This is a genomic window from Neorhizobium sp. P12A (assembly GCF_008365395.1).
GTDB lineage: Bacteria > Pseudomonadota > Alphaproteobacteria > Rhizobiales > Rhizobiaceae > Rhizobium.
This window is the reverse complement of sequence record NZ_QOVX01000012.1, coordinates 36417-59504: the sequence shown is the minus strand read 5'-3', so window position 1 is coordinate 59504 and position 23088 is coordinate 36417. Positions and strand designations below refer to the sequence as shown.

Below are 23088 nucleotides of genomic sequence, written 5' to 3'. Positions count from 1 at the left end.
CTTCCATGCTTATCGATGAATACCCAACCATGTCGGCTCGTCATATCGCCGAACAGGTCGCGTCCGGAGCGCTCTCCGCACGCGCCGTCCTTGATGCTGCCTTTGCGGCGCTCGACAAGGTCGAGCCGATCATCCACGCCTTTGCAACGTTGGCGCGTGAGGAAGCTCATAAAACCGCCGACGCTTTGGACCAGCGGATCGCGCGCGGCGAGCCCGTCGGCCCGCTGGCCGGTGTGCCTGTCGCCATCAAGGACCTTGTTCTGACGAAGGGTCTCAGAACGACATTCGGCTCCAACCTCTATGCCGACTATATTCCTGATGAAGATGACATCGTTGTCGAGCGGTTGAAGGCGGCCGATGCGATCATCCTCGGTAAGACGAATGTCTCCGAATTCGGCTTCGGTGCTCACGGCAACAATCTCCTGTTTCCAGCCACGGGCAACCCGTGGGATACGGATCGCTCCCCAGGCGGTTCGAGCGCAGGATCTGCCGCCGCTGTTGCAGCCGGCGTGTGCCCGATCGCCATCGGCAGCGACGGTGGCGGTTCCATCCGGCTACCGGCGGCCCTTTCAGGGCTCGTCGGTGTCAAGGCCGCTATGGGGCGCGTTCCGCTGTGGCCTGGATGCCGGGATATATCGCTTCCGGGTGTCTCGGGCTGGGAGTCGATCGAGCATATCGGCCCGATCGCGCGCGATGTCGCGGATGCCGCCCTCATGCTATCCGTCATCGCTGGTCCCGATCCGCGCGATCGCTGGTCGATTCCTTGCGCAGATGTTTCATGGACCGATATTGCCCCGCTGCCTCGCGGTGCCAAGGTTCTCTATTGGCCCACGTGGCATGATCAGACAATCGAGCAGGGCCTCAAGGACGCGACGGACAAAGCCGTCGCGCTGTTGGCTGAAGCATGCGGCCTCCAACTGACCATTGGAGCTCCGCCCGAAATGGACGTGCATGCGACATTCAAGGCAATGGTGGCGTTGGAGACCGATCTCACCGGCATGCGCAAGCTGCTTTCAGACAAACCAATGCCGGTCTCGGAGGCGGTGACCACTCTTCTGGCTGAATCACGTCCGTTCGAGGACGCGACCAACGCGATCACCGGGCGCAAGGCCTTTGTCGACGAAATTGCCAAGGTCATGAGCCGTTATGATTTCATCCTGACGCCAACCCTTTCGGTCACAGCCTTCGCAAAAGATCAGGATGGCCCGTCGACAATCGATGGCAAAACCATCGCACCCTACGAATGGTGCCCGTTCACGTCGCCTTTCAATCTAACGGGACAGCCGGCGGCCAGCGTGCCGTGCGGCCTCGTCGATGGCCTGCCCATCGGATTGCAAATCGTTGGCCAGCATCTCGGTGATACCAAGGTGCTGTCCGCTGCCGCAGCCTTCGAGGCGGTTTTGCCGAAACTCGGCCTGCCACCCATCCATGCTTGACTCATCTTTAGGAAATGTCAGTGAACCCGCTTCGCATCGGAATGCTCACCCCTTCATCCAACACGGTACTCGAACCCGTCACCACACAGATGCTCAAAGACCTGCCCGACGTGACCGCGCATTTTTCGAGGTTCCGGGTTACTGCAATCGGCCTGGATGCTGCACTCCTAAACCAGTTCGATGATCGCCCGATGATAACAGCCGCGGAATTGCTTGCGGACGCGAAAGTCGATGTGATCGTCTGGAACGGCACAAGCGCCGGCTGGCTCGGTCTGGATAGCGATCGCCGGCTTTGCGAACGCATCACGCAGGTAACCGGCATCAAGGCGTCCACGTCGGTGCTGGCGCTGTTCGACGTCATGCGCCGAAGAAACGAACACCGGATCGGTCTAGCGACGCCCTATACGTCTGATGTGCAGGCTGCCATCATCAAATCATTTGCGAATGAGGGGGTCGAGGTCATCTGCGAAAGGCATCAGGGTATCAGGGACAATTTCAGTTTCAGCCAGGTGAGACCCGAGACGATCGCAGAGATGGTTGCCGACCTCGCGCCTGCGAGGCCAGATTCAATCGCCATTTTCTGCACCAATCTCGCGGGAGCACCTCTCGTTAATCAATTGGAGGCGGCTCACGGTATCGCGATCCATGACAGCGTCGCGACAGCGATTTACGGTGCACTTGCAGCGCTCGACTATGATCTCAAGCGAGTGCCAGGTTTCGGGAGAATGTTCTCCGGAGCCTCGTAACAGCCATATGAATCCGATCGCGCGGAAGTTCGCGCGATCCCTTGTTGGCAGTGATGATCTGAAAGTAAGCGTTCGGCTATCGCGGCCTTGATTTAGCTCTTGAGCGGGATCGAACCGTCTGCACGGAAATTAGCGGGCCGACCGACCCCCATGAAATCCCCGCATGAACTGCGCATCCGATCGGTTATCGAAGCAGGTTTGGAAACCTCTTCTCGCGCAACTGCTCTATCGCTTTTTCCGACGATTTCCACGGCTCTCCCTTGAGCATAGGAAGGACGTCCTTCCAAATCACACAGAAAGCGCCAATAGCGTCGTCGTCCGTAAACTCGATCCCCGGCGGGAGCAAAGGTTCGATGTCTTCCGTACGGCTTTTTGTCAGCTTCCCGAGCATGCGTTGCTCGGCATTTGCCCTCGTGATCACATTCTCCTCAAGTGACAGGTAGTGCTCGAATGCTGCGACAAGCCGCTTTGGATGGAGCGACAGCTCCCGAAAACCCTCGTGGAGATCGAACAGATCGCGGTTCTTTCTCCGCTGCAAAAGGGCCCGGAGCTTTGTGCCAAACAACTCTTCCTTGTCATAGGATATGATGTCCGCCGCACCTCTAAACCATCCATTCTCAACCTTGAATGGATATCCTTATGCCCCATACAACGAAGCGTGTTCGCGTGTGTTAATCTCGACCTTGAGCTTAAGTGTCGTTCCAGGCTCGGCCTCGGGCGCAAAGCGAAAAACGAGGTGCGCAGAATGACCCGCTTGCTCCCTTTTGCACTTTCCCAGCCAGGCAAGAGCATCGCGTATCGCGTCGATAGTTGGTCCGATGGGTTCGGCCGTAATCTGGACGAGGTCGATATCCTCGAAATAGCGCATGGGCCGTTTAAAGAGCAGCTTGTTGATTGCAGTACCGCCTCGAAACGCGATCTTGCCCTTAAGCTTTGACGCCGAAAAAAGGTCGCAGAGAGCCCGGGAAATAATAAGGTCCTGCTCTGTCTGACGAGAATCCGGCCATGGCGCCGGGGCAGCCCAAGCGGTGAGGTGAGCATTTGGGATCAAAAATCGATCTCCACGTTTTCGTTGATCTCAAGACGCCAGCGATTATCTCTTGCTTCAGAGAATGAAAGACCCTCGATAAGCGGCCTCTGGAGATTGCCTTGTGGCTTTCTCCACGTCGCGCAAAACGAGGGAACTCCTTGAGATGATTGAGCTATATCTAGACCGTCAAATTACGGTCTACCGGTCCTCAATAGCGGTGAAGCTCATCGAGGATGATCACGTCCGCAGGCGCTCGCCGTGGTCGGGTTCTTTTGGCGGCTTCAAGAATCCGTTGCCATCCATCATTAAAACCATCGTTCATCAATCCTCTCCCCCGGAAGCTCCAATAGAAAATCCATTCCCCGCCGCGCTACCAATGTATTTTATGGTAGTCACAAAATGGTCGGCACGGAAATCGAGGCAAGGTCGGCGATTGTGACCACGTTGCGACCGGACGCTTTTGAGACATATAGTGCCTCGTCGACCGCCTCAAACAGCTTTTCAGGATCGTGCGGCCCCCTGAACACAGCCAGCCCGAAGGAAGCTGTCACCACCCTTCCAGGTGCATTTAACTTATGGGGAATGCCTTCGGCTTCGATTCCGAGACGCAATGCCTCGAAAAAGGCACAAGCTCCCATTTCCGTGCGGGCCTTGCAGGCAATCAGGAATTCTTCTCCACCGATCCTAAACGCCACATCGTCACCGCGAAGATGCGATGAGACAAGTCGCCCAATCTGCTTCAGCACAATATCGCCTGCTGCATGCCCGTAGATATCGTTATAGCCCTTGAAATTGTCGACATCCATAATGCCGACGCCTCTGATAAAGCCGTCATCTGCTGCTGATACAATTTTGGGGTATTTGAGTGAATACGCCCGCCGGTTCGGCAGGCCGGTGAGGGTATCAAGCCTGGCATGCCAAGCCTCCGTTATGTCGGTAAAAATCCAGATTCGACCAAGGCCATTGCCTTCCTCTGCAAAAGGCACACTACGCCTTGAGAATATCCTGCCGTCTTCCAGACTCAGTTCATCCTCCGAACTTTCGCTCGATCCATACAGCCGTTCGACCTCGCGGCGAAACAGAACCGGCTGATCCAACTGATTAGAAACATGTTGGAGAAGGGCGGAGCGGTTCCAGTTCGCCGATAGCGTTTGGGGAACCTTCCACAGCGCCAAGAACGCCCTATTCGCATATATCACGTCCCTCTTTGAACTGATCAGAAGAACCCCGTCGGGAAGGCTCTCTAAAGTCTGCTGAAAAAGGGACATCGTTGGATGGCTCTGAGCAGGCAAATCAAACTCCAGTCGCTTTTGCGCGCTTTCCTCATCGCGTCGCGTGAGACGATAAAGACTGTACCGTCGCCAGGTTAAGAATCTGAGAGGCGGCTCAGCCCGTACCTCAGACAAGAGTGATCTGGCGCTTACCGATTGCTCAGAACAGGCGACACAAGTTGAGTTCGAGACGTTGGCATCACACGAAAGAAACGGCTCTTGTTTGAACCTGCTTGGCAAGCGTTACCGAAAGACGCCCTGCTTTACGAAATTAAATCGGAATAATTGTAAATATGGCGTCACTTTAACGTTACAGAAACAATGTTCGGCCAATATTCATGTTGTGATTGCAAGCGCATGATCTAAAGGTGTGATTTAAAAATTTCGACAAATGCCTGCATAGTGCATTTCGTCCACTTTCTGCCGTGGCAAGATGATTTTGTCTTAGGCAAATCAAAAATGTCCTGAGCACAAGCATGTTTTGAGCGTGCTTCATAAATCGATTTGAATTTATGAACTAAATTCCAGAAGCATCGATTGTGTAACGGACGAAAATACGTCCAGAGGAAACGCACACTGATGTTGATCTTCTTCAATGATCCAAAAACTCGCAGAGGATCACGCCTATTTTATCCGGGCCGATGACTGTTGGGTTCGCCGCAGCATTGTCAACCGAGCGTATGCTCCGCCCAGCAACCGGCCTTCACAAGCGATCAACCGCCACCACCCTTTCCCGATCGGACAGCGGAGGTGTTCCGCGAAGCGTGGCTTTGCGATCGATGTCAAAAACAAAATCACGCTGCGAGAATTCCGCATACCTTATTCGCGTATATGCAGGTAGGACATGGCCAATCCCCTTGATTTCATTTTGGAAAATATGCGGCAGGGCGTCGCAATCTTTGACGCCGACCTTCATCTCACCATGTTCAACGATCGGCTGAAGGAATTGCTGCCCGCGCCTGAGGACACAATCTGCCTAGGCGCCAGCGCCGCAACGATAGCCGCAGCGATTCCGAGCCTGAACTCTTCGCCTCACTTGTCCGCGGACAATCAAGAGAACTGGCTGACACATCTGCTGAGACAGTCGACGCCTCTTCATCTGGAGGTTGCAACCGGAGACCTCAAGGTGTCGGTCACTTCTGTGCCAACTCCCGGTGGCGGGTGGCTAATCATGTGCGACGACATTTCGGGCCGTATAGGCATGGAAAAGGCCCTGGCTGAACAAAACCATCGGCTGGATGCAGCCTTGGGCAATATGCCGCACGGATTGTGTATGTTCGACGCCGACAAGAATCTACTGCTGTGTAATGCCGCATATTCGCGGCTATACGATTTGCCCCGACATCTAACACTGCCGGGGACACCCCTTGAGCAGATTCTGAGCCATCGCAAGATCGCTGGCAATGCCCCCACCCACATCGGCATGTATTTCGATGTAGTAGTGGAGGCCGCGTTAAAGGGATCGATCGCCAGCCAGAAAGTGTCATTGACGGATGGCAGAGTGATAAAGATAACCCATAAGCCGATGGAAAATGGCTGCTATGTCGCAACTCATGAAGACGTTACTGTCGCTATTCGCGCCGAAGAACAAATCAAACATATGGCTGGTCACGATCCACTGACCGGGCTGCCCAATCGTTCACTTTTGCGCGAGAAAATTGATCGGAGAATAGCGCTTGGTGGGACAGAGAGCGGCATTGCACTCTTTATCCTGGATTTGGATCACTTCAACGAAATTAACGATGCGTTCGGGCACGCGGCCGGCGATCTTCTGCTGAAGGCAGTCACGGAGCGATTAAAGGAAAGCCTGCGCAACGGCGAAGCGATCACGAGGCTGGGTGGCGACGAGTTTGTGGTCCTGCTGGAGTGTGGTCCCGCAGGAGAGAAGGCCTCGCTTCTCGCTCAAACGATCGTGGATGACATTGGCAGACCTTTCGAAATTGACGGAAGACTTGTTCAAATCGGCGTGAGCATTGGCGTTGCTACGGTTGATGACGGTGACACGGCAAACGCTTTGCTGCGCCACGCCAACACAGCTCTCCACAATGCGAAATCCGGCGGCCGCGGCACCTATCGCGTCTTTGACCCGGCCATGGATACCACCATCCAGCGGCGGCGTAAGCTGGAAGCTGACCTGATGCAGGCGCTGGCAAACAAGCAGTTTGAAATCGACTACCAGCCGCAAGTCGATACCAGAAGCGAAGAAATCGTGTGCTTCGAGGCGCTATTGCGTTGGAATCGTTCCGAGCAAGGCTCAGTTGCGCCCGCTGAATTCATTCCCCTGGCGGAAGAATCGGGGCTGATCGTTCCCATTGGGGAATGGGTGTTGCGACAAGCTTGCAAAGATGCTGTGAACTGGCCTCCTCATATAAGGGTCGCGGTCAATCTATCCCCGCTTCAATGCAGAAGCCAGACGCTTGCTCACAGCGTTGTTTCTGCCCTCACCGACTCCGGTCTGCCTGCTTCTCGCCTTGAACTCGAAATTACCGAATCCGTCCTCCTGACCGACAGCGAGGCGGCATTGGTTACCCTTCATCACATCAAGAGCCTCGGCGTTCGGATCGCAATGGACGATTTCGGCATCGGATACTCATCGTTGAATTATCTGCGGCTTTTTCCATTCGATAAGATCAAGATCGACAAGTCTTTCATTCGCGAACTTGGGCATTCCAAGGACTGCGCCGCGATTGTGAAAGCGGTGGTAGACCTCGGCGCTGGTCTTGGAATAACGACAACCGCCGAAGGTGTGGAAACCAGGGAGCAGCTTCTTCGCGTTAGGGAGCAAGGTTGTACCGAAATACAGGGCTACCTTTTTGGAAGGCCTCAACCATTGGCCGAAGTCCGCAAACTTCTACAACGATGCTCACCCGCCGCGCTACAGCCAACCGCACGTTAGTCGCCCCGGAGAGCTCCACAGAATTATCCGTTGGATGAACGCATGTGCGGTGCACTCAGAGTTCCAATGGGCGGCGCCTATGCGCACGGTCTTGAGCCACGAACGCTACATGGCTCTCGCACACATCTTGCCTTCGCTCAGCCGTTGCCCATTGTCCTCTAAAATGGCCGCCGCAACTGTCCTGTCGGTAGCGTCGCCTTAAGTTTTACGGCGTTAGCTTCTGTCATGCCTCAGCCCCCGTCGACCGATCCCGCCTCTCACCACTTCAAGCGTCATCGCTTTCCGGCCGAAATCATCGCCCATGCGGTGTGGCTGTATTTCCGCTTTCCGCTAAGCCTGCGTCATGTAGAAGATCTGCTGGCTGAGCGCGGCATTGACATTTGGCTTGCGAGACTTTCATCAGTTCCGCCAGCTTTTGCTGTATTTCCGGTTTGACCCCAATGTGACTGCAGGCTTCGAGCGATCTGTTGAATACAGTAGGATCACTCAACTGCATGCGGACATGTTTCTCGATCTAGACTATGAAGCAGAATCCCTCGGTACGCTGATCGCTTGAGGGGGAGGCTTCCGGCGAAACATCTATGACAATTTCGAGGGCAAGGAGGGCTCGTCTGTCGAGATTGTCACCCTGCTATGCAAGGAGTTGGCCGCGCCGCTGGAGAGACTTAAAGTCTGCGGCAATGATATCAAAGCTGAGTTGAGTCTGTTTGGCTCCAAGATCCTCGAAATCGTCACGATGCCGTGAGCGCTCGCGCTGCACCACAATGCCGCGCTCCAGAAGCGTTTCCTCGACCAGGCGCAGACTCAACGGGAACCGGAAATATAGCTAGACCGCATGGGCAATGATCTGCGGTGGAAAACGGTGGTTCTTCTAGCTGATGGTCCTTGAGTTTCATGCCGCCGGCTTAGCCATCAACCGTTAAGCCGCAATAACGTGACATCGCCGTCCCGACCCCTACGATGCGGAGCCCATGTCAACGCCTAGTGTCCAAGGAAAATCCGCGTTGGCGAACCGCCTGGGCCTCCGAATGTCCATCAGCGTTTTCCCAGCTTTTCGGAAGTCGCCGAAAGCGGCCAGCCCGCCAACGTGAGCGTCGGCCAGGTCGATTTAACCGGCCCTCTCGTTCTCCACGAGCCATGCGCGCCATCTCCTGACCGCGAAGATCGGGATCGCAGTGGCTCTCGAGATGGACGCTCACCATCGTTACATGCTGCCCGGAGATGGCGATCTTGGCACCCAGCGCAATCGTTCCGCCAACGCGGCCCTCTCCATGTGCGCCGTCGAACCAGTCGCCGCGGGCGTCGAGCCTTATCAGGAATGGGGTTGCCATTGTTGCGGCCGACAGTAACGCCGCCCCGTGAAAACTGTCGGCGTTGACTTCGCCTGCATGGACGACCTGCTCGTTGCGGTCGCCCAGACCGAGCTCGACGAATTCCACGGCATAGAGATATCCCTCACCAAGGCTATCGGCGAGCTCGACGATCCCGTCGCGGTTTTGTGTTCTCGCCATGCCACGATCGACCTCGCAGAGGAGGGTCACATCCGCATCCAGCTGTCGAAGCGTAGACGTGATGGCGTCGACATGGCGCAATCGCTCGACGTTCCAGAAGACGATGCGGGCAGGCCCTTCGATATGGCGCGATTGCGGCGTCCCACCGACTTCAATTTCGCGCGATACTTTCAGCCGATCGAAATGACCGCGATGATGTTCCGCTGCAGATGGGCCTGCAAGGATCGCCTGGCGTTCTGCCAGCGATACGGGGGTCAGACGTGATACCGTCTGGAGAAGGACTTCGTCGTTCCATTGTTTCATGCTGTTACGTCTCGGCGTGTGATGTTGTCAGCTGTTTGTGTTTCCACCGGCATCGGGAATGTCGTCTCAACGGGAGACCGCCCATCGCGGTAAACGAGCAGCCGATTGACCCTGAGGCCGACACGGTCACCCTTCACGATCGTCTGCCGGCGGCTGATCTGGGCTTTGATGGCAACATCGCCGTCCATCATCACTGTGACGATCCTGGAGGAACCGAGATCAGCGAGATGATCAACGACGCCAGAACTGGTTCCATCCTGGAATGGAGCGGTCAGTTCGCAATCCTCCGGCCGCATCGCAAAGGTCCATTCGTTAGCGGAGTAGTGCCGCGAGAACGGGACTTTGAGGGTTCCGGCGATCAATTGACCGCCTTCGAGACGCGCGGGAAGAATGGTCATGGTGCCAATGAAGCCGGCGGCAAAAAGCGTTGCCGGCCGCTCATAGATCATTCCAGGTGCGGCAACCTGTTCAACCGCGCCACGGTTCATCACGACAATGCGATCGGCAAGCGACATCGCCTCCTCCTGATCGTGGGTCACGAATATGGTCGTCAGACCGAGCCGCCGCTGGATCGCCTTGAGTTCATCGCGCAGGCGAATGCGCAAATGGGCATCCAGGCTGGAAAATGGTTCATCAAGAAGCAGTATTTTGGGCTCAAGAACCAACGATCGTGCCAGGGCGACCCGCTGCTGCTGACCGCCGGACAGCTGTCCCGGATAGCGCTTTTCAAGCCCGCTCAACCCGACAAGCGCAAGCGCGGATGTCACTTTCTCCGCAATGACACCGCGTGGAAGGCGTCGCAGCTTCAGGCCGAAGGCGATGTTGCCGCCAACCGTCATGTGGCTCCACAGAGCATGGCTCTGAAATACCATGCCTGTTACGCGGCGATTGGGCGGCACATCCAACATTGAAGTACCACCAATCAGGATGTCTCCTCCGCGCTTTATTATGGTGTTCGAGCCGCCGCAGGCCTGTCGATGGGTTCAAGGAAGCGTTCCCAGCGCTATCTCCGCAGTCAGCGTTGGCGTGTCTTTATGGCCAGAGGCTTGAGCAATTCGGCCGAGACCAGATAGGCGGCCACGACAGCACCAATTCCAAGAAGCGTGGCGACCGCGGGCGTCTCGAAGCCGAACCACGGACCGATCGGTGTGAAGGGTAGCGCCATTGCGACGACGAGCGCGACGATAGATGACGCCGCCAGGGCGGGGCGCGGAAAATCCTGCCATGGGCGGCCGTTGGTGCGAATGATAAAGATGACGAGAATTTGCGTCGCCATAGATTCCAGAAACCACGCCGTGCGGAACTCGGCGGGAGACGTGTGAAACACTAACAACAGCAGCCCAAAGGTGAGGAAATCAAACAGCGAGGAAAGCGGCCCCATAACGCCGGCGAACCGCAGCAGGCCGGTCATATCCCATACCTGCGGCCGCTCGACCGCCTCCGGCCGGACTCCGTCGAACGGAATGCCGAGCTCCGACAAGTCGTAGAGCAGGTTGTTGAGCAGGATCTGTGTCGGAAGCATAGGGAGGAAAGGCAGCGCGATCGAGGCGACCGCCATCGACAGCATGTTGCCGAAGTTGGAGCTGGCACCCATGCGCACATATTTAAGGATATTGGCGAAGGTCCTGCGGCCTTCGTCGACGCCGTCGGCGACCACTCCCAGGTCCGAGGCCAGCAGGATCATGTCGGCTGCCGCCTGCGCCACGCCGCTCGCGCCCTCGACCGACAGGCCGATGTCGGCGACCTTCAGCCCCGGTGCATCATTGATGCCGTCGCCGAGGAAGCCGACGACCGCGCCCTTTGACTGCAATGCCTTGACGATACGTGACTTCTGGTCAGGTGCCAGTCGCCCATAGGCGTCGATCGTCTGCACCTGTACAGCCAGCGCGTCATCGCCGAGGGTCGCTATATCGGCGCCGGACAGCACCATGTCGGCGTTGAGACCGACGAGGCCCGCAAGGCGTTTCACGACGGTAGGATCGTCGCCCGACAGGATCTTCAGCCGGACGCCGGCGCCCGCAAGCCGCGCAATGGCGGCTGCGGCCGTCGCCTTCGGCGGATCGGCAAAGGCGCAGAACCCTTCGAAGACGAGGTCCGTCTCGTCGGTCACCTCGACGTCGCGGGTCGGTCCCGACCATGGGCGCGAGGCCACGGCGATGCAGCGCATCCCGTCCCCCGCCAAGGCATGGACCTGGTCCATTGCTTGCGTCCGTTCGCTCTCACCCATTGCCGTGGTGGTCTCGCCGGCCCGTTGCGCCTTGCACAGCCCCAGCACGGCGTCCGGCGCACCCTTGACAATAAGCAACGGCCCCTCTGGCCCCACCGCCAGAACCGATCCCAACCGCCGCGTAAAATCGAATGCATGCCGGCCGGCAAGCGTCCAGCCTTGGACAACGCCCGCCGAGCCGGCAATCAGCGCAGCATCGAGCGAACCGCGATCACCGCCGAGATCAGCCGCGACGGCACCGAGGCGGGCGGCGCGAAGGTCGTCCGTGCCCTGTGCACCAAGGCTTCGGGCAAGCGTTATCTCTGCCGAGGTCAAGGTGCCGGTCTTGTCGGTGCACAGAACCGTCATGGCGCCGAGGTCGTGGATCGAGGCCAGCCGCTTGACGATAACCTTCTTGCTCGCCATGCGCATTGCGCCCCGCGACAGGGTGACGGTGGTGATCATCGGCAGGAGTTCGGGCGTCAGGCCGACGGCAAGCGCGACTGCGAACAGCACGGAGCCGAGGACTTCGCGACCAAGCAACACCCGGCTGGCAAGGACAATGACGACCAGCCCGAGAGTAAGCCGTGCGATGACAAGGCCGAACTGATGCAGATCGCGCTGGAAAGGGGACGGCGCCTGTGCCTCAGACAACGCCGATGCGGCGGCGCCAAACACGGTTGCCCGGCCAGTGCCGACGACCAGCGCGACCGCTTCTCCGGTCTGCACCACGGCGCCGCGAAACAGCGCGTTCGAGGCTTCCCCGGCGCTTTGCGTCTTGATAACGCCCGGACTCTTCCGGACGGGGTAGGGTTCGCCGGTCAGCGCCGCTTCGCCGACGGTGCAGGCGGTGGCGTCGAGGATCATCGCGTCGGCTGGAATGATGTCGCCGGCCCGTACCCTCACGACATCGCCGGGCGCAACCTGGTCGACTTCGATCTGCCGGAACACACCGTCGCGCTTGACTTCGGCCTTCAGCGCCACCGAGCGCCGCAATTCCTCGGCCGCCTTTACGGCGTGTCCTTCTTGAACGGTGTCGAGCCCGATCGAAATCGTCAGGATCGCGACGATGATCGAGCCGCCGACCCCATCTCCGGTCGCCACCGAGACGATGCCGGCCGCAAGCAGGATCAGCGACAGGGGTTCGAGCAGACGCCGTAGAATAGCCCGCGCGACACCGTCGCTCTTCGTTTGAGCGTCGCTGTTTGCGCCGTAACGGGCAAGCCTCGCAGCCGCATCGGCCGAACTCAGGCCGTCACTGCCGCATTTTAGTGCGGCGGAAAGCTCCGGCAGCGTCCGCGTCCAGAATGTGGCAAGGTTGTCGGGTTTGCCTTCGGCGGCAGGCTCATCGATGGCTGTCATGGTGCCCTCTGTTCAGCCGATGATATGGGGCGTCGGAGGTCCAACACTTCAAACTAGATCCGGCCCATCAGAAGAAGGATCACGACGATAATCAGGACAACTCCAATGACGCCGACACCGCCATGACCGTAGCCGTACCCATAGCCTCCGAAACGGCCGCTGAAGCCGCCGAACAGGAAAATGATGAGGATTATGATGAAGATAAGGCCAATCGACACGATCTCAGCTCCGTCTGCAGGGACTCCGCCCCTGCCACGACCCGCCGCCATCGGCGCTCATGCGAGGGCATCTTCTCCGGTTCAGGCTAGCGGCATAGCGCATCGGGCGCTGGTCAAATTTGCTCACCGTCTCGTCTGATTTGCGGATGGTCGTGCAGAACGACGCTCAACAACGAGCTGTGCACCTTCAGCACGCCGTTATATTCGATGAAGCCCAGTTTTCTGAACTTGTTCATGAAATGGCTTACCCGCGATCGCGTGGTCCCGACCATCTCTGCCAGCGTTTCCTGGCTGACCTTTGCTATGACCGGCTCCGGTTTGCCCTCCTTGCCAAAGTTGGCGAGCAACAGGAGAGCCCTGGCCAAGCGCTTCTCGCTCGAATTGAACAACTGATCGACCAGATCCTCCTCGATGCGAATGGTCCGCGCCAATAGATGTGCGACGAACATTTCCGAGAATGCCGGCTGCTCATGAAGAACGCGGATCATGGTGCGCTTTTCCACCCGCATGATTTCGCTGCCGCTCATGGTCGTCGCCGTCGCCATGCGCCGCGGCTGGCCCGCCAGGCATCCTTCCCCGCAGAATTCGTCAGGCCCCAGGATCGCCACCACCGCTTCCTTGCCTTGGGCGGAATTGACCGTGACCTTGACCTTGCCGCGTTGGATGTAGAAGACAGAATCTGCCTCATCGCCCTGCGCAAATAGGGTCTGGTTCATCTGATAGCTGGAGAGAGTTCGCCCACTCTCGGCCTTGGCGAGAAAAACCTTGGGATCAAAAACAGTATCCGCTGTCCGTTTCACGATGGATCTCTTTCTTCGATCTTCGTTGCTGGTCAAAATCTAACTTTTTTGGTCGTCTTCACAGAAAATTCCGCGCCGATGCCGATGATCTTGCCCCGTGAGCAATTTTATACAGCAAAGGAACCGTGCAGGCGTTAATCAGAACTGCATGTCCCGTATTTATCGACACGGTGACCGGCCCGTTGCCGCGTGGATCGTTTTGAGGTGAAGACTTATGGGATCAACCGCCTTCAGGACGCAGTTCTCCGATATCGCCGACGCATGGACGCTGGCAGAGGGTATCGTCGATACCGTGCGAGAATCCCTCCTCGTGCTGGACAAGGAACTGCGCGTGATTGCGGCTAGCCGCTCGTTCTATGTGGCCTTCAAGGTCAGCCCCGAGAACACGCAGGGCCGTCATCTCTACGCACTCGGCGACGGCCAATGGAATATCCAAGAACTCCGAGAGACGCTGGCAACGATCATACCGGAGCGCCGAATAATCGACGGCTACGAAGTCTCCCATATTTTTCCCAGCCTTGGACCTCGCACGATACGGTTGAACGCACGGCAACTGTCGGACCGGGCCGGCTCCGCAAGCGCCATTTTGCTCGGCATGGTGGACGTAACCGAGCGAAATATTCTGGAGCGGGAAAAGGACCAGTTGTTGCGGGAAAAGGACATGCTTTTCGATGAGCTCCAACACCGGATTGCCAATAGTCTTCAAATTGTAGCCAGCATTATTCTGATGAAGGCGAGGTCGGTGGCGTCGGACGAGACACGCATGCATCTGCACGATGCGCACAAGCGGGTCATGTCGGTCGCCGCAGTCCAGAGCCAGCTCCACCCGTCCGCGGCGAATGGACCGGTTGAGATGATGCCATATCTCTCAAAGCTTTGCGAGACGCTTGAAGCGTCAATGATTGGCGACGCTCGAGCTATCACCCTGAAAGTGGTCGGCCAAGGAGGTCAGGCAGTCTCACGTCAGGCCGAAAGCATCGGCCTGATCGTCACCGAATTGGTGATGAATGCCCTGAAGCACGCCTTCCCGGACAATAAGACTGTTGGGCGCATTTCGGTAGCCTACGAAGTTCATGGTGCGAACTGGAAGCTTTCCGTCGCCGACAACGGCGTTGGCAAACCGGACTGCGTCTTTGCTCAGCCCAAAACCGGCTTGGGGACAAGCATTGTCAAGGCGCTTGCGCAGCAACTCGATGCGACGGTCGAGACCATCGCCAGTCTGGAAGGCACGACCGTCATGGTAACCCATGCCAGATTCATCACCGACACAGTCCATGTCGCATAGGCACGGACCACGTGACGTCACAGGCGCTCCCCATTGTTTCAGGAGGAGAACTGGCAGAACCAACCGAACAGGAGAACGAGATGTACAACGCGAAACGCGACAGCGAAACCGGAGGCGCATCCCACGCCATTCCGTCCATGGGAGCGATTGAAGGCCGCATCACCGTGCTCGAAGTTCTGGCAGCCACGTCTCTCAAGCTTCTGATAAAGGACGGAGATAAGATGGCCGCGCAACATATTCTGTCGTCTGTTCGCAAAGCGATGCGCGCCAAGTGCAACGATATTCATCTCGGTGCGGACGACGCCAAGTCCGCGATCGGCTATGCGCAAGAACTCATGGAAGCAACATTGGAGAGCACCGAATTTTCGAGTGCCAGAAGTATCGAAGATCCGATGTTGATTGCGTGAGGCATCGGAAAGTTCACGTCTCGGCGATGACGTTTGCGACGTCAGAGCATGCCCGTCTTAGCCGGTGATCCAGTCTGTCGTCACATTGCTTTCCATTCGAGCGGCGACACCGAGAGTACGCTCCTTCCGTCAGAGGATTTTGGGCAGGAGATCGGTTCGAATCCGAAAACTGCCGACTGCATGTCTAATATTATCCGGAGCGCCGCTGCGCTAGAACGTTTCATATCTAATCAGGCCAATGATCATGAGTACAGCGTAAGCCGTCAAAGATACGAACGACTCCGGCGAGAAAGCCTGGGTAAAGATCCTATCCAAATATCGCAAGCCCCATGCCGGACGCGGTGCATTCGAACTTACGGTGACCGCCCTTCCCTTCGTCATCCTGTGGACCGGCAAAGGGCGCCGTTCACTATGGCTATTGGTTCGGGCTGCTCTTGATCATCCCCGCTGCCGCCTTCCTTCTCCGCTTGTTCATGGTCCAGCACGATTGCGGGCACGGCTCGTTCTTTGCAGACCGTCGCATTGACGACTGGACTGGCCGGGTCATCGGCGTCCTTACCCTGACCCCCTGCGACTACGGGCGGCGCGCGCATGCCGAACATCACGCTTCCGCCGGTAATCTCAATGAGCGGGGCGTCGGCGATATCAAAACGCTCACCATCGCCGAATATAATATGCGGTCGCGGTGGGGCGGATCGGCTACAGACTTTATCGGCATCCGTTCGTCATATTCGGCATCGGACCCGCCTGGCTGTTCCTGTTCAAGCAGCGACTACCCTTCGGTATGATGCACTCTGGACCCCTTGCGTGGATATCGACCATGGCTACCAATGCTACAGTCGCAATCCTCGCCGGGTTGTTGATCTGGGCAATCGGTTTTATCCCTTTCTTCTGGTCCATCTGCCGATCGTTTTATTGGCAGGCACCCAGGCGTTTGGCTTTTTTACGTCCAGCACCAGTTCGAGGAGAGGCATTGGTCGAAGCCGCCCGAGTGGCAGTTTCAAAACGCGCCCACATTTCTTTAGATGTAAACCAATTGTTTGCGACAACTTGGAGAATAGTTCGCTGCCATCCCGCCTATGATCAGACAGATGCTGGACGTCGCTTCGGCCCCGGCCACAAGCCTCTAAGGAGGGTTTGAATCCTCATCTCAAACAGGCTGTGGCTGACCATCGAAAGGGCTATGGTCGTCAGCAGATACAACAGCGCTATAGAAAAGTACGTTGGGGCATAGGGTAGCGCTGCACTCAAGACGATGATGACTTTTGCAAAAGCTGCGATCAGCAAGGCGTGAGTGAGGTAGAGTGAGTAGGATATCTTTCCAAGAAAACAGGAAAGCGGATTCTCAAAAATAGCCCGCGATACCGCTCCCTCCGCAGAAGCCCCCAAAACAATCGTGGCAATCGCCAGATACGTTACTGAATCAGCAAGCGACGCTGATATCGACACAAATAGCGCCACCAGTCCGAGGCAAAATATCAAGTTCCAGTTTAATCGCTTTGAGATGGAACTTGTCGCCAATTTGCTAAATCCCATCCCAATTACAAAGCCGCACAGTGCGCGCAACGTGGGATAGAAGGTCTCGCCGGACACGATGTCGAGCGATCCCTCTACCCCCAGCTGAGAACGCGATATTATTACAATTCCGAAATATGCGATCAGTATAGAGAAAATCGGAAATAAAAAGCCTCTTGCAACAATAGCGGCAAGTAGCGGGAATATAAAATAGCAAAATACTTCCACACATACTGACCAAGATGGACCGATGAACAACTTGGCGTTAACAGCCCACACACTCAGCATCAGGAAGTTCGAATATACATCCGCGGAGTCGTAAGCCTCACGTGCGCCATTTCCACTCATGCCGATGAACAATTTTGGTACGCAGATGCACATGACGAAGAAATAAGCGGGATATATTCTGCAAAATCTTTTATACAAAAAGCTTACATAGTCTATAAATTTAAAAGAAGCCAAAAATATCCACCCGTAATTATAAGAAAGCACAAATCCGCTGAGTATAAAGAAGGCATCCACGCTCATATAAGCGTGTGGGATAGTAAATAAACTAGTGAGGCCACTGGCTCGAGTGATTGAAAAATGGTAGAGCACGACTAAGATGGCCGCAACTCCCCTGACGCCAGTGAGAGTTTTAATCTCTCTGCGCACATCTTTTACTCCGATATTTACTTCGGTTATATTAAAGGTTAAAACTGAATTAATGGCAAATACTTTGTCGCTTAGAAATACGAATTGTTGTCTCACGCGATCGGCGATCCTGGTTTACTTGATCACGCTGGCGAGGATCCGCGCATACGGTTCGTCGAGCATTTCGAGACTGGCGGCGATGCTGTTCTAAAATCGGCCTGCAGGCTTTCGCTGGAAGGGATCGTTTCCAAACAAGCCGACGCGCCCTATCAATCCGGCCGTACCGACACCTGGGCGAAGTCCAAATGCCGAGCCGGCCATGAAGTCGTCATCGGCGCCCATGCCAAGACCAACGGCAAGTTCCGTTCGTTGCTGGTCGGCGTCTTCAGGGGCGACCACTTCGTCTATGTCGGCAGGGTCGACACGGGTTATGGTGCAAAGGTGGTCGACACGATTTTGCCGAAGCTTCGCAAACTGGAAACCAGCAAGTCACCGTTCACAGGCATCGGCGCACCGAAGAAGGATCCCGATGTTGTCTGGCTCAAGCCGGATCTCGTCGCCGAGATCCAGTTCCCCGGCTGGAGGGCCGATGGTCTCGTGCGTCAGGCCGCGTTCAAGGGCCTGCGGGGGTGATATCAGGTTAACCGGAGTTGAAGTTTTTCGCTGCTAGTCGGGGGCATGCTTCAGCCCAAAGTCAGTTACAAGCGTCATAGTTTCCCACCTTCTGTGATCGCCCATGCGGTCTGGCTCTACTTCCGATTTCCGCTGAGCTTGGGCTTGGTAGAAGAGATACTGTTGGAACGCATCATTATTGTCTCCTATGAGACGATCCGATGTTGGCAAAGAAGTTTGGTCCGGTTTATGCGAGCCGTTTGCGGCGGAAAGCGCCGAGTAGAAATGACGTTTGGCACCTCGACGAAGTCGTCGTGACAATCGGTGGACGGAGACACTGGCGCTGGCGGGCTGTCGATCAAGATGGCTATGTTCTCGATGAGATCGTCCAGACCCGCCGCAACACCAGGGCTGCCAGGCGGCTTCTGATCCGGCTGATGAAGAAACAGGGGTGCTTGCGGAAGCGCATCGTCACCGACAAGCTTCGTTCCTATAACGCGGCCCGGCGTCAGATCATGCCCACGGTGGAGCATCGATCGCACAAAGGCTTGAACAATCGCGCCGAGAATTCGCATCTGCCACTGCGAAAACGAGAGCACACGATGCAACGGTTTCGATCACCAGGCGCGTTACAGCGCTTCACATGTGCCTTCTCAGCGGTTCGAAATCTCTTCGTCCCACCACCTTCGAAACGCTCTGCCATGACTGTACATTTGCATCGCCTCAGGGGATCGCGCATTGGCGGTCCGCCACCGGCTCAGCTGCCTAAACCACATAGTCACGCAATTGGCAGGCTTTGAGAACTTAACCTGACATCCCCCTCACAGAATGTCGCATGACGCATGAAGTACGTCGAGGCAGGCCGTTGCGTCCTCGTGTTACGGGGATAGCGTTGCTTGGCCAGAAACCCTGGTTATGGGTACATTGCCCGTATAATCGCCATAAGCAGCTTTCGGACCACAAGCTTTGCGCCTCGCGTCTCCCATAGCGAGCCGGCAAACCCTGGATCGAAAACAAGCAGCATCTTCAGAGGGTAAAATGAGATCAATAGTTTTTGGACTGCTCGCGATCATGATGATTTCGACCGGCGCTGCGGCAGACGATGTCAAGGTCATCAATTCGGACGCCTGGTTCCCCGAGGGCCCGATCTGGTATCATGACAAGCTTTACTACGTTGAATATGGCCGCCAAACCGTTACGACGTGGGACGGGAAAAAGAACGACATCTTCTGGAAGCAAGATGGTTGCGGCCCCTCGGCCGTCCTACCAAATACCAAAGGCGAATTCCTGGTCACCTGCTACGATTCCAATTCGATCGGGCACATTTCGGCAGACGGGAAAACACTACAACCCTACACGCAGGATCGGGATGGTCACCCCTTCATCGGGCCGAACGATTTTGCGCCGGACAAAAAGGGCGGTGTCTATTTCACCGGTTCAGGAAAAGGCGGTCCCTTGATCGATGCGTCGGCCTATTACATTGGGCCAGATGGCGTGGTGACCAAGGTCGCCGACAACCTGCACAACGCCAATGGTCTCGTTTTGTCGAACGACGGCAAGATCCTGTATCTCATCGAAACCGAAGACAATCGTCTGATTGAATTCGATGTTCGCGAGGACGGATCGTTGGAAAACAGACGAGTTTTCCTTCGCCTCGACGATCTGATTCCGGGCGCACCGCATATTTGGCCTGATGGCGTGAAGATCGACAGTAAGGGTGACATGTACATTGGACAAAGTCCCCGATCGCTCGACGCACCCGGCAAAATCATAGTCGTGGACACGAACGCAAAGCTGCTGCGGACGCTTTCCGTTCCGTCCCCGTCGATGCCGAACTTCGCCTTCGGGCCGGATGAAAAGACCCTCTACGTGATGGCGCTCGACCAGATTGATCAGGCGCCGTGGCGCGGCAAGGTCTACGAGATTCCGACCCGGTAAAAGCTGACGCTGCGGTGGTTGAGATCTCTGGATTGGCTACGGTCAGTCCCACCATCCAAAACAACTACCGCAGCGGATCGTCTGGGCTGTGTGACAAATTCGGATATTCTTCTATACAGAAAACAGAAATATTTTCGAACAGCTAAATAATTCGAATAGATCGCGCGGGCGGCCGCGAAACTTCGACGAAGGCGAAGCGCTGGGCAAAGCGACGGTCGAAAAGCTACGATGGTGTCGCGATCGACGATCTCATCGCGGGCATGGGTGTGGGATGCAAGGCCTGTATTCCGTCTTCGGGGATAAGCGGACGCTCTTCCTGCGCGTCCTTCGGGCCTATGCTGAGCGGAAGGGCGCCGGCGCGGCGAAGGCGCTCTTCTCGCCACCGGCTCTTCGTGATGCGATTGCCGGCTTCCTGAGGCACGCCGTCGAAAGTGCGACCGAGGAAGGGTCCGTCCCGGGATGCCTGATGGTGTGCGTCGCGCCCCTCGTGGATGACGCTGAGGTCAGGCAGTTCCTGAAGGACGCCGTCGCTGGCGGCGTAGCGCTGGTGGAACGCCGTGTCTGCGACGGGATCAGCACGGGAGAGATCCCGTCTGACTTTTCTGTCACCACCCGCGGGCTGACGATGCATACGCAGTTGGGTGCGCCGCGTAAGACGCTTCTGAGAGATGCCGAGGAAGCGGCCGAATTGGTGTTCCTGCCCCGCTTCAAGGGGTGGGTTCGGGATGGGAAAGACATGACACGCTGACGAGGCCGTCCGGATTTAGCCCGCGTTGTGGACGTCAAGCGGGTCGCACTTGAAATAACTCTCGGCCATAAGCTATCGGTCAGTCCTTGCCGGGAATAAACGGTGGTTCTTGTAGCTGATGATCGGCGTGCTCATCACGTCCGATCATCCGTCAACCGTTAAGCCACGAACAACGTGACAGCTCCGCTTCCGCGCCATGTCTTTATCGGAGAGCGCGCTGGATTGCGGGCGTTGACGCAGCGCCACGCGTGGGATCGCCTTTTCCTCACGAGGAAGCGGGCATTCGAAAACATATCGAGCTGCGAATCCATTCCTGCTCTCATCGCTTGATCGCAAAAGAAGTAGTAGCGCTTGGCATCTATGCAACCATTGATCTAGGTGTTGCCAATGTATGGCCGCCATCGCCTAAGTATCCAGAATCTCGGGAGGCGACTTGAACGGATTGAGGATCCGTACCCCACGTCCCGCGAAATCGGAAGCGTTTCGCGTCACAACCACGAGACCGTGGACGCGTGCCGTCGCCGCCAGAGCAATGTCCCAACGGTCTTTGTTTTTGCTGCGAGCAGGCGTGTCCATTCCGCCATGATCGGCCCATCAATCGGAATGATGCGATCAGAGAATGATTTCTCGAGCGCTTCGATGCCATCAAGAATCCTGTGCGCGCGTTCTGGCTCCCGCTTCATCAGGGCCTCGGCTCCCCGACGTTTTTCGAACAGCGTGGCCACACTCAGTCGGAGGTCCGTGTCATCAACCGTCGCGATCCACCGATGCACATTTTCGTGCCCACCGTGCTTCTATCCACGGAGGACATTTTCATCCAATAGATAAAACGTCACGGAATGGGCCTTGGCTCGACGTCGCCTAAGTCACCGTCGTCATCGAACGCACCAACGTCGGCTAAAGCGGCCAAAGTGGTTTTCAGGCTCTTCGTTGGGTACGGACGCCCCCGCTTCGGATAAGCCTTGGCATACTCGACGGCCGCATCGATCTGGTCGCGCGTCAGGGAGGGAAAATCCGTGAGAATCGCATCAACAGCCTGGTCGCGTGCCAAAGCAGCGATCAGATGCGCCGCGACCGTCGTACCGCGGATAACCGCCTCGCCTCGGTCGCCCTTGCTGTCAATCCGGTCTCTGACCGCCTCAAGTCTCGCCATTCGGTCTTTAAGATCGGTGTCAATTTGTGCGAGATCCAGTTCCAACCTTCCGAGTTGGAACTTGTGAGCATCATTCGGCAATTTTCGCAGGGCACCGTAGAGCCGGCGCCGTCCGGCTGGCGTCAGATCCTTGTTGAGTTCATCGGCAAGCCGCAAAAAGCGTAGTTCAGCCGGGCCAAGCAGCCTTTGGATGATGTTCCCCACCTTCCTCTGCCTTGCCTGAATAACACCTGTATCAACTGCCTTGTTGAGCATTGCCGGGGACCGGCCCAGGACATACCCTGCCTCACTCAGCGTGAAACTCTGGATTTGGGGCACACTCCACTCCATCATCCTCAATCCGTCCCAATATAAGGATGAATTAAATTTGGCGCAAGGCCATGAGAAAAATCGCTTGCAAGGATCGAGGTTCGTCGCGCTTGAACCATATCGAACCTCCGGCCCGACAATTAGGAAATTCGTCTGAGGGAAACGTCTACGCCAACCGGTACAGACAAGCCGATGGTACTGAGCGAGGACGGCTTGCCTTACCCTGAAGATGGATCGCCCTTTCAGAAAAGGCGTCACGGCCGGGACCGCGCCGGTACCGACATTAGGATGATCCTGAGCTAGAAATACGAGAGACGTCAGGGCCTTGAGATGGCCCATGACTTCGCGTCAGGCCCGGTCAAATGTGAAGGATGTCAGCAGCGTCGTGACGAAGTTGCTCGCCTTTTCTTTAACAAGCACCTCAGTCCATTCGTCCGTTCCGCGCAGCCGCAGGTCTGTATAAATGCTGTCGACCGCTCCCTCTTCAATGCGCTTGATGTGGTCCATAAAGGCCTGCTCCCCGTCCGCATGATACATGTCCCGAATGACCATCCTCAGGATTTCCTGCATCGCAATCTGCCAGGCCGTATTGATTGCCTGTAGCTCACCCGTATTTTCTGTCATGGAAACTCCTGTGAGACGAGATGGCATATGCCATCCCGGAAAGGCTTGGTCGCTCATACGGCAATTCCGCGTCAACCAGCCTGGA

17 protein-coding genes and 6 pseudogenes are annotated in these 23088 nt (G+C 56.6%); 11 read left to right on the top strand and 12 right to left on the bottom strand.

Annotation, left to right across the window (positions count from 1 at the left end):
* Positions 1–5: 5 nt before the first annotated feature.
* Entirely contained in the window at positions 6–1436 is a 1431-nt protein-coding gene (locus DTW90_RS25820) for an amidase (protein WP_149342010.1), read from the top strand.
* A 20-nt stretch (positions 1437–1456) separates the two neighbouring features.
* On the top strand, positions 1457–2182 hold the full coding sequence (locus DTW90_RS25815; RefSeq protein WP_246665046.1) for an Asp/Glu/hydantoin racemase: 726 nt from the start codon (positions 1457–1459) through the stop codon (positions 2180–2182).
* Positions 2183–2366: 184 nt separating this feature from the next.
* Here the strand turns inward: DTW90_RS25815 and DTW90_RS37705 are convergent.
* Together DTW90_RS37705 and DTW90_RS25800 are read right to left on the bottom strand one after the other, a co-directional pair.
* Positions 2367–3233, bottom strand: a pseudogene (locus DTW90_RS37705) (nucleotidyl transferase AbiEii/AbiGii toxin family protein).
* A 371-nt stretch (positions 3234–3604) separates the two neighbouring features.
* The gene (locus tag DTW90_RS25800) at positions 3605–4480 is read right to left on the bottom strand and encodes a diguanylate cyclase (RefSeq protein WP_188080046.1); all 876 of its coding nucleotides are present in this window, start codon (positions 4478–4480) and stop codon (positions 3605–3607) included.
* Positions 4481–5327: 847 nt separating this feature from the next.
* Between DTW90_RS25800 and DTW90_RS25795 the strand changes: the two genes are divergently transcribed.
* On the top strand, positions 5328–7379 hold the full coding sequence (locus tag DTW90_RS25795; RefSeq protein ID WP_149342003.1) for an EAL domain-containing protein: 2052 nt from the start codon (positions 5328–5330) through the stop codon (positions 7377–7379).
* 225 nt (positions 7380–7604) lie between these two features.
* Positions 7605–7760 (top strand): annotated as a pseudogene (locus tag DTW90_RS25790) (IS6 family transposase); the annotation flags it as partial.
* A 376-nt stretch (positions 7761–8136) separates the two neighbouring features.
* On the opposite strand, the pseudogene DTW90_RS25785 reads toward DTW90_RS25790, so the two are convergent.
* From DTW90_RS25785 to DTW90_RS25760, 6 genes and pseudogenes are all read right to left on the bottom strand, one after another.
* A pseudogene (locus DTW90_RS25785) lies at positions 8137–8226 on the bottom strand (IS6 family transposase); the annotation flags it as partial.
* A 127-nt stretch (positions 8227–8353) separates the two neighbouring features.
* Positions 8354–9193 (bottom strand): hypothetical protein, encoded by an 840-nt coding sequence (locus DTW90_RS25780; RefSeq protein WP_149342002.1) that lies wholly within the window; start codon positions 9191–9193, stop codon positions 8354–8356.
* Complete coding sequence (locus DTW90_RS37230) at positions 9190–10143, bottom strand: ABC transporter ATP-binding protein (RefSeq protein ID WP_281407591.1); 954 nt, start codon at positions 10141–10143, stop codon at positions 9190–9192. Before DTW90_RS37230 ends, DTW90_RS25780 begins: the two co-directional genes overlap by 4 nt.
* Positions 10144–10208: 65 nt before the next feature.
* Complete coding sequence (gene mgtA / locus DTW90_RS25770) at positions 10209–12761, bottom strand: magnesium-translocating P-type ATPase (RefSeq protein WP_149342000.1); 2553 nt, start codon at positions 12759–12761, stop codon at positions 10209–10211.
* A gap of 53 nt (positions 12762–12814) precedes the next feature.
* Positions 12815–12979 (bottom strand): DUF3309 family protein, encoded by a 165-nt coding sequence (locus tag DTW90_RS25765; protein WP_149341998.1) that lies wholly within the window; start codon positions 12977–12979, stop codon positions 12815–12817.
* 113 nt (positions 12980–13092) lie between these two features.
* On the bottom strand, positions 13093–13779 hold the full coding sequence (locus DTW90_RS25760) for a Crp/Fnr family transcriptional regulator (protein ID WP_149341996.1): 687 nt from the start codon (positions 13777–13779) through the stop codon (positions 13093–13095).
* A gap of 214 nt (positions 13780–13993) precedes the next feature.
* On the opposite strand from DTW90_RS25760, the gene DTW90_RS25755 reads away from it, so the two are divergent.
* The 3 genes and pseudogenes from DTW90_RS25755 to DTW90_RS25745 all read left to right on the top strand — a co-directional run.
* Positions 13994–15064, top strand: a complete 1071-nt coding sequence (locus DTW90_RS25755) for a PAS domain-containing sensor histidine kinase (RefSeq protein WP_149341994.1) — start codon at positions 13994–13996, stop codon at positions 15062–15064.
* Positions 15065–15075: 11 nt separating this feature from the next.
* Positions 15076–15471, top strand: a complete 396-nt coding sequence (locus DTW90_RS25750) for a hypothetical protein (RefSeq protein WP_246665044.1) — start codon at positions 15076–15078, stop codon at positions 15469–15471.
* A 304-nt stretch (positions 15472–15775) separates the two neighbouring features.
* Positions 15776–16481: pseudogene (locus DTW90_RS25745) on the top strand (fatty acid desaturase); the annotation flags it as partial.
* Positions 16482–16554: 73 nt separating this feature from the next.
* Here DTW90_RS25745 and DTW90_RS25740 read toward each other — a convergent pair.
* Positions 16555–17736: an acyltransferase gene (locus tag DTW90_RS25740; RefSeq protein WP_188080044.1), complete on the bottom strand. Its 1182-nt coding sequence runs from the start codon at positions 17734–17736 to the stop codon at positions 16555–16557.
* Between the two features lie 30 nt (positions 17737–17766).
* Between DTW90_RS25740 and DTW90_RS25735 the strand changes: the two are divergent.
* From DTW90_RS25735 to DTW90_RS25720, 4 genes and pseudogenes are all read left to right on the top strand, one after another.
* Positions 17767–18246: pseudogene (locus DTW90_RS25735) on the top strand (ATP-dependent DNA ligase); the annotation flags it as partial.
* A 51-nt stretch (positions 18247–18297) separates the two neighbouring features.
* Positions 18298–19000 (top strand): annotated as a pseudogene (locus DTW90_RS25730) (IS6 family transposase).
* Between the two features lie 197 nt (positions 19001–19197).
* Entirely contained in the window at positions 19198–20169 is a 972-nt protein-coding gene (locus DTW90_RS25725) for an SMP-30/gluconolactonase/LRE family protein (protein WP_149341990.1), read from the top strand.
* Positions 20170–20440: 271 nt separating this feature from the next.
* Positions 20441–20917 carry a TetR/AcrR family transcriptional regulator gene (locus tag DTW90_RS25720; protein ID WP_210251434.1) on the top strand — a complete coding sequence of 159 codons (477 nt, stop codon included), beginning with the start codon at positions 20441–20443 and terminating at the stop codon, positions 20915–20917.
* 488 nt (positions 20918–21405) lie between these two features.
* On the opposite strand, the gene DTW90_RS37700 is transcribed toward DTW90_RS25720, so the two are convergent.
* The 3 genes from DTW90_RS37700 to DTW90_RS25705 all read right to left on the bottom strand — a co-directional run bounded on the left by DTW90_RS37700 (position 21406) and on the right by DTW90_RS25705 (position 23003).
* Positions 21406–21642 carry a hypothetical protein gene (locus DTW90_RS37700; RefSeq protein ID WP_246665043.1) on the bottom strand — a complete coding sequence of 79 codons (237 nt, stop codon included), beginning with the start codon at positions 21640–21642 and terminating at the stop codon, positions 21406–21408.
* 107 nt (positions 21643–21749) lie between these two features.
* Positions 21750–22403 carry a DUF433 domain-containing protein gene (locus tag DTW90_RS25710; RefSeq protein WP_246665042.1) on the bottom strand — a complete coding sequence of 218 codons (654 nt, stop codon included), beginning with the start codon at positions 22401–22403 and terminating at the stop codon, positions 21750–21752.
* 324 nt (positions 22404–22727) lie between these two features.
* Entirely contained in the window at positions 22728–23003 is a 276-nt protein-coding gene (locus DTW90_RS25705) for a hypothetical protein (protein WP_132527940.1), read from the bottom strand.
* Between the last annotated feature and the right edge of the window lie 85 nt (positions 23004–23088).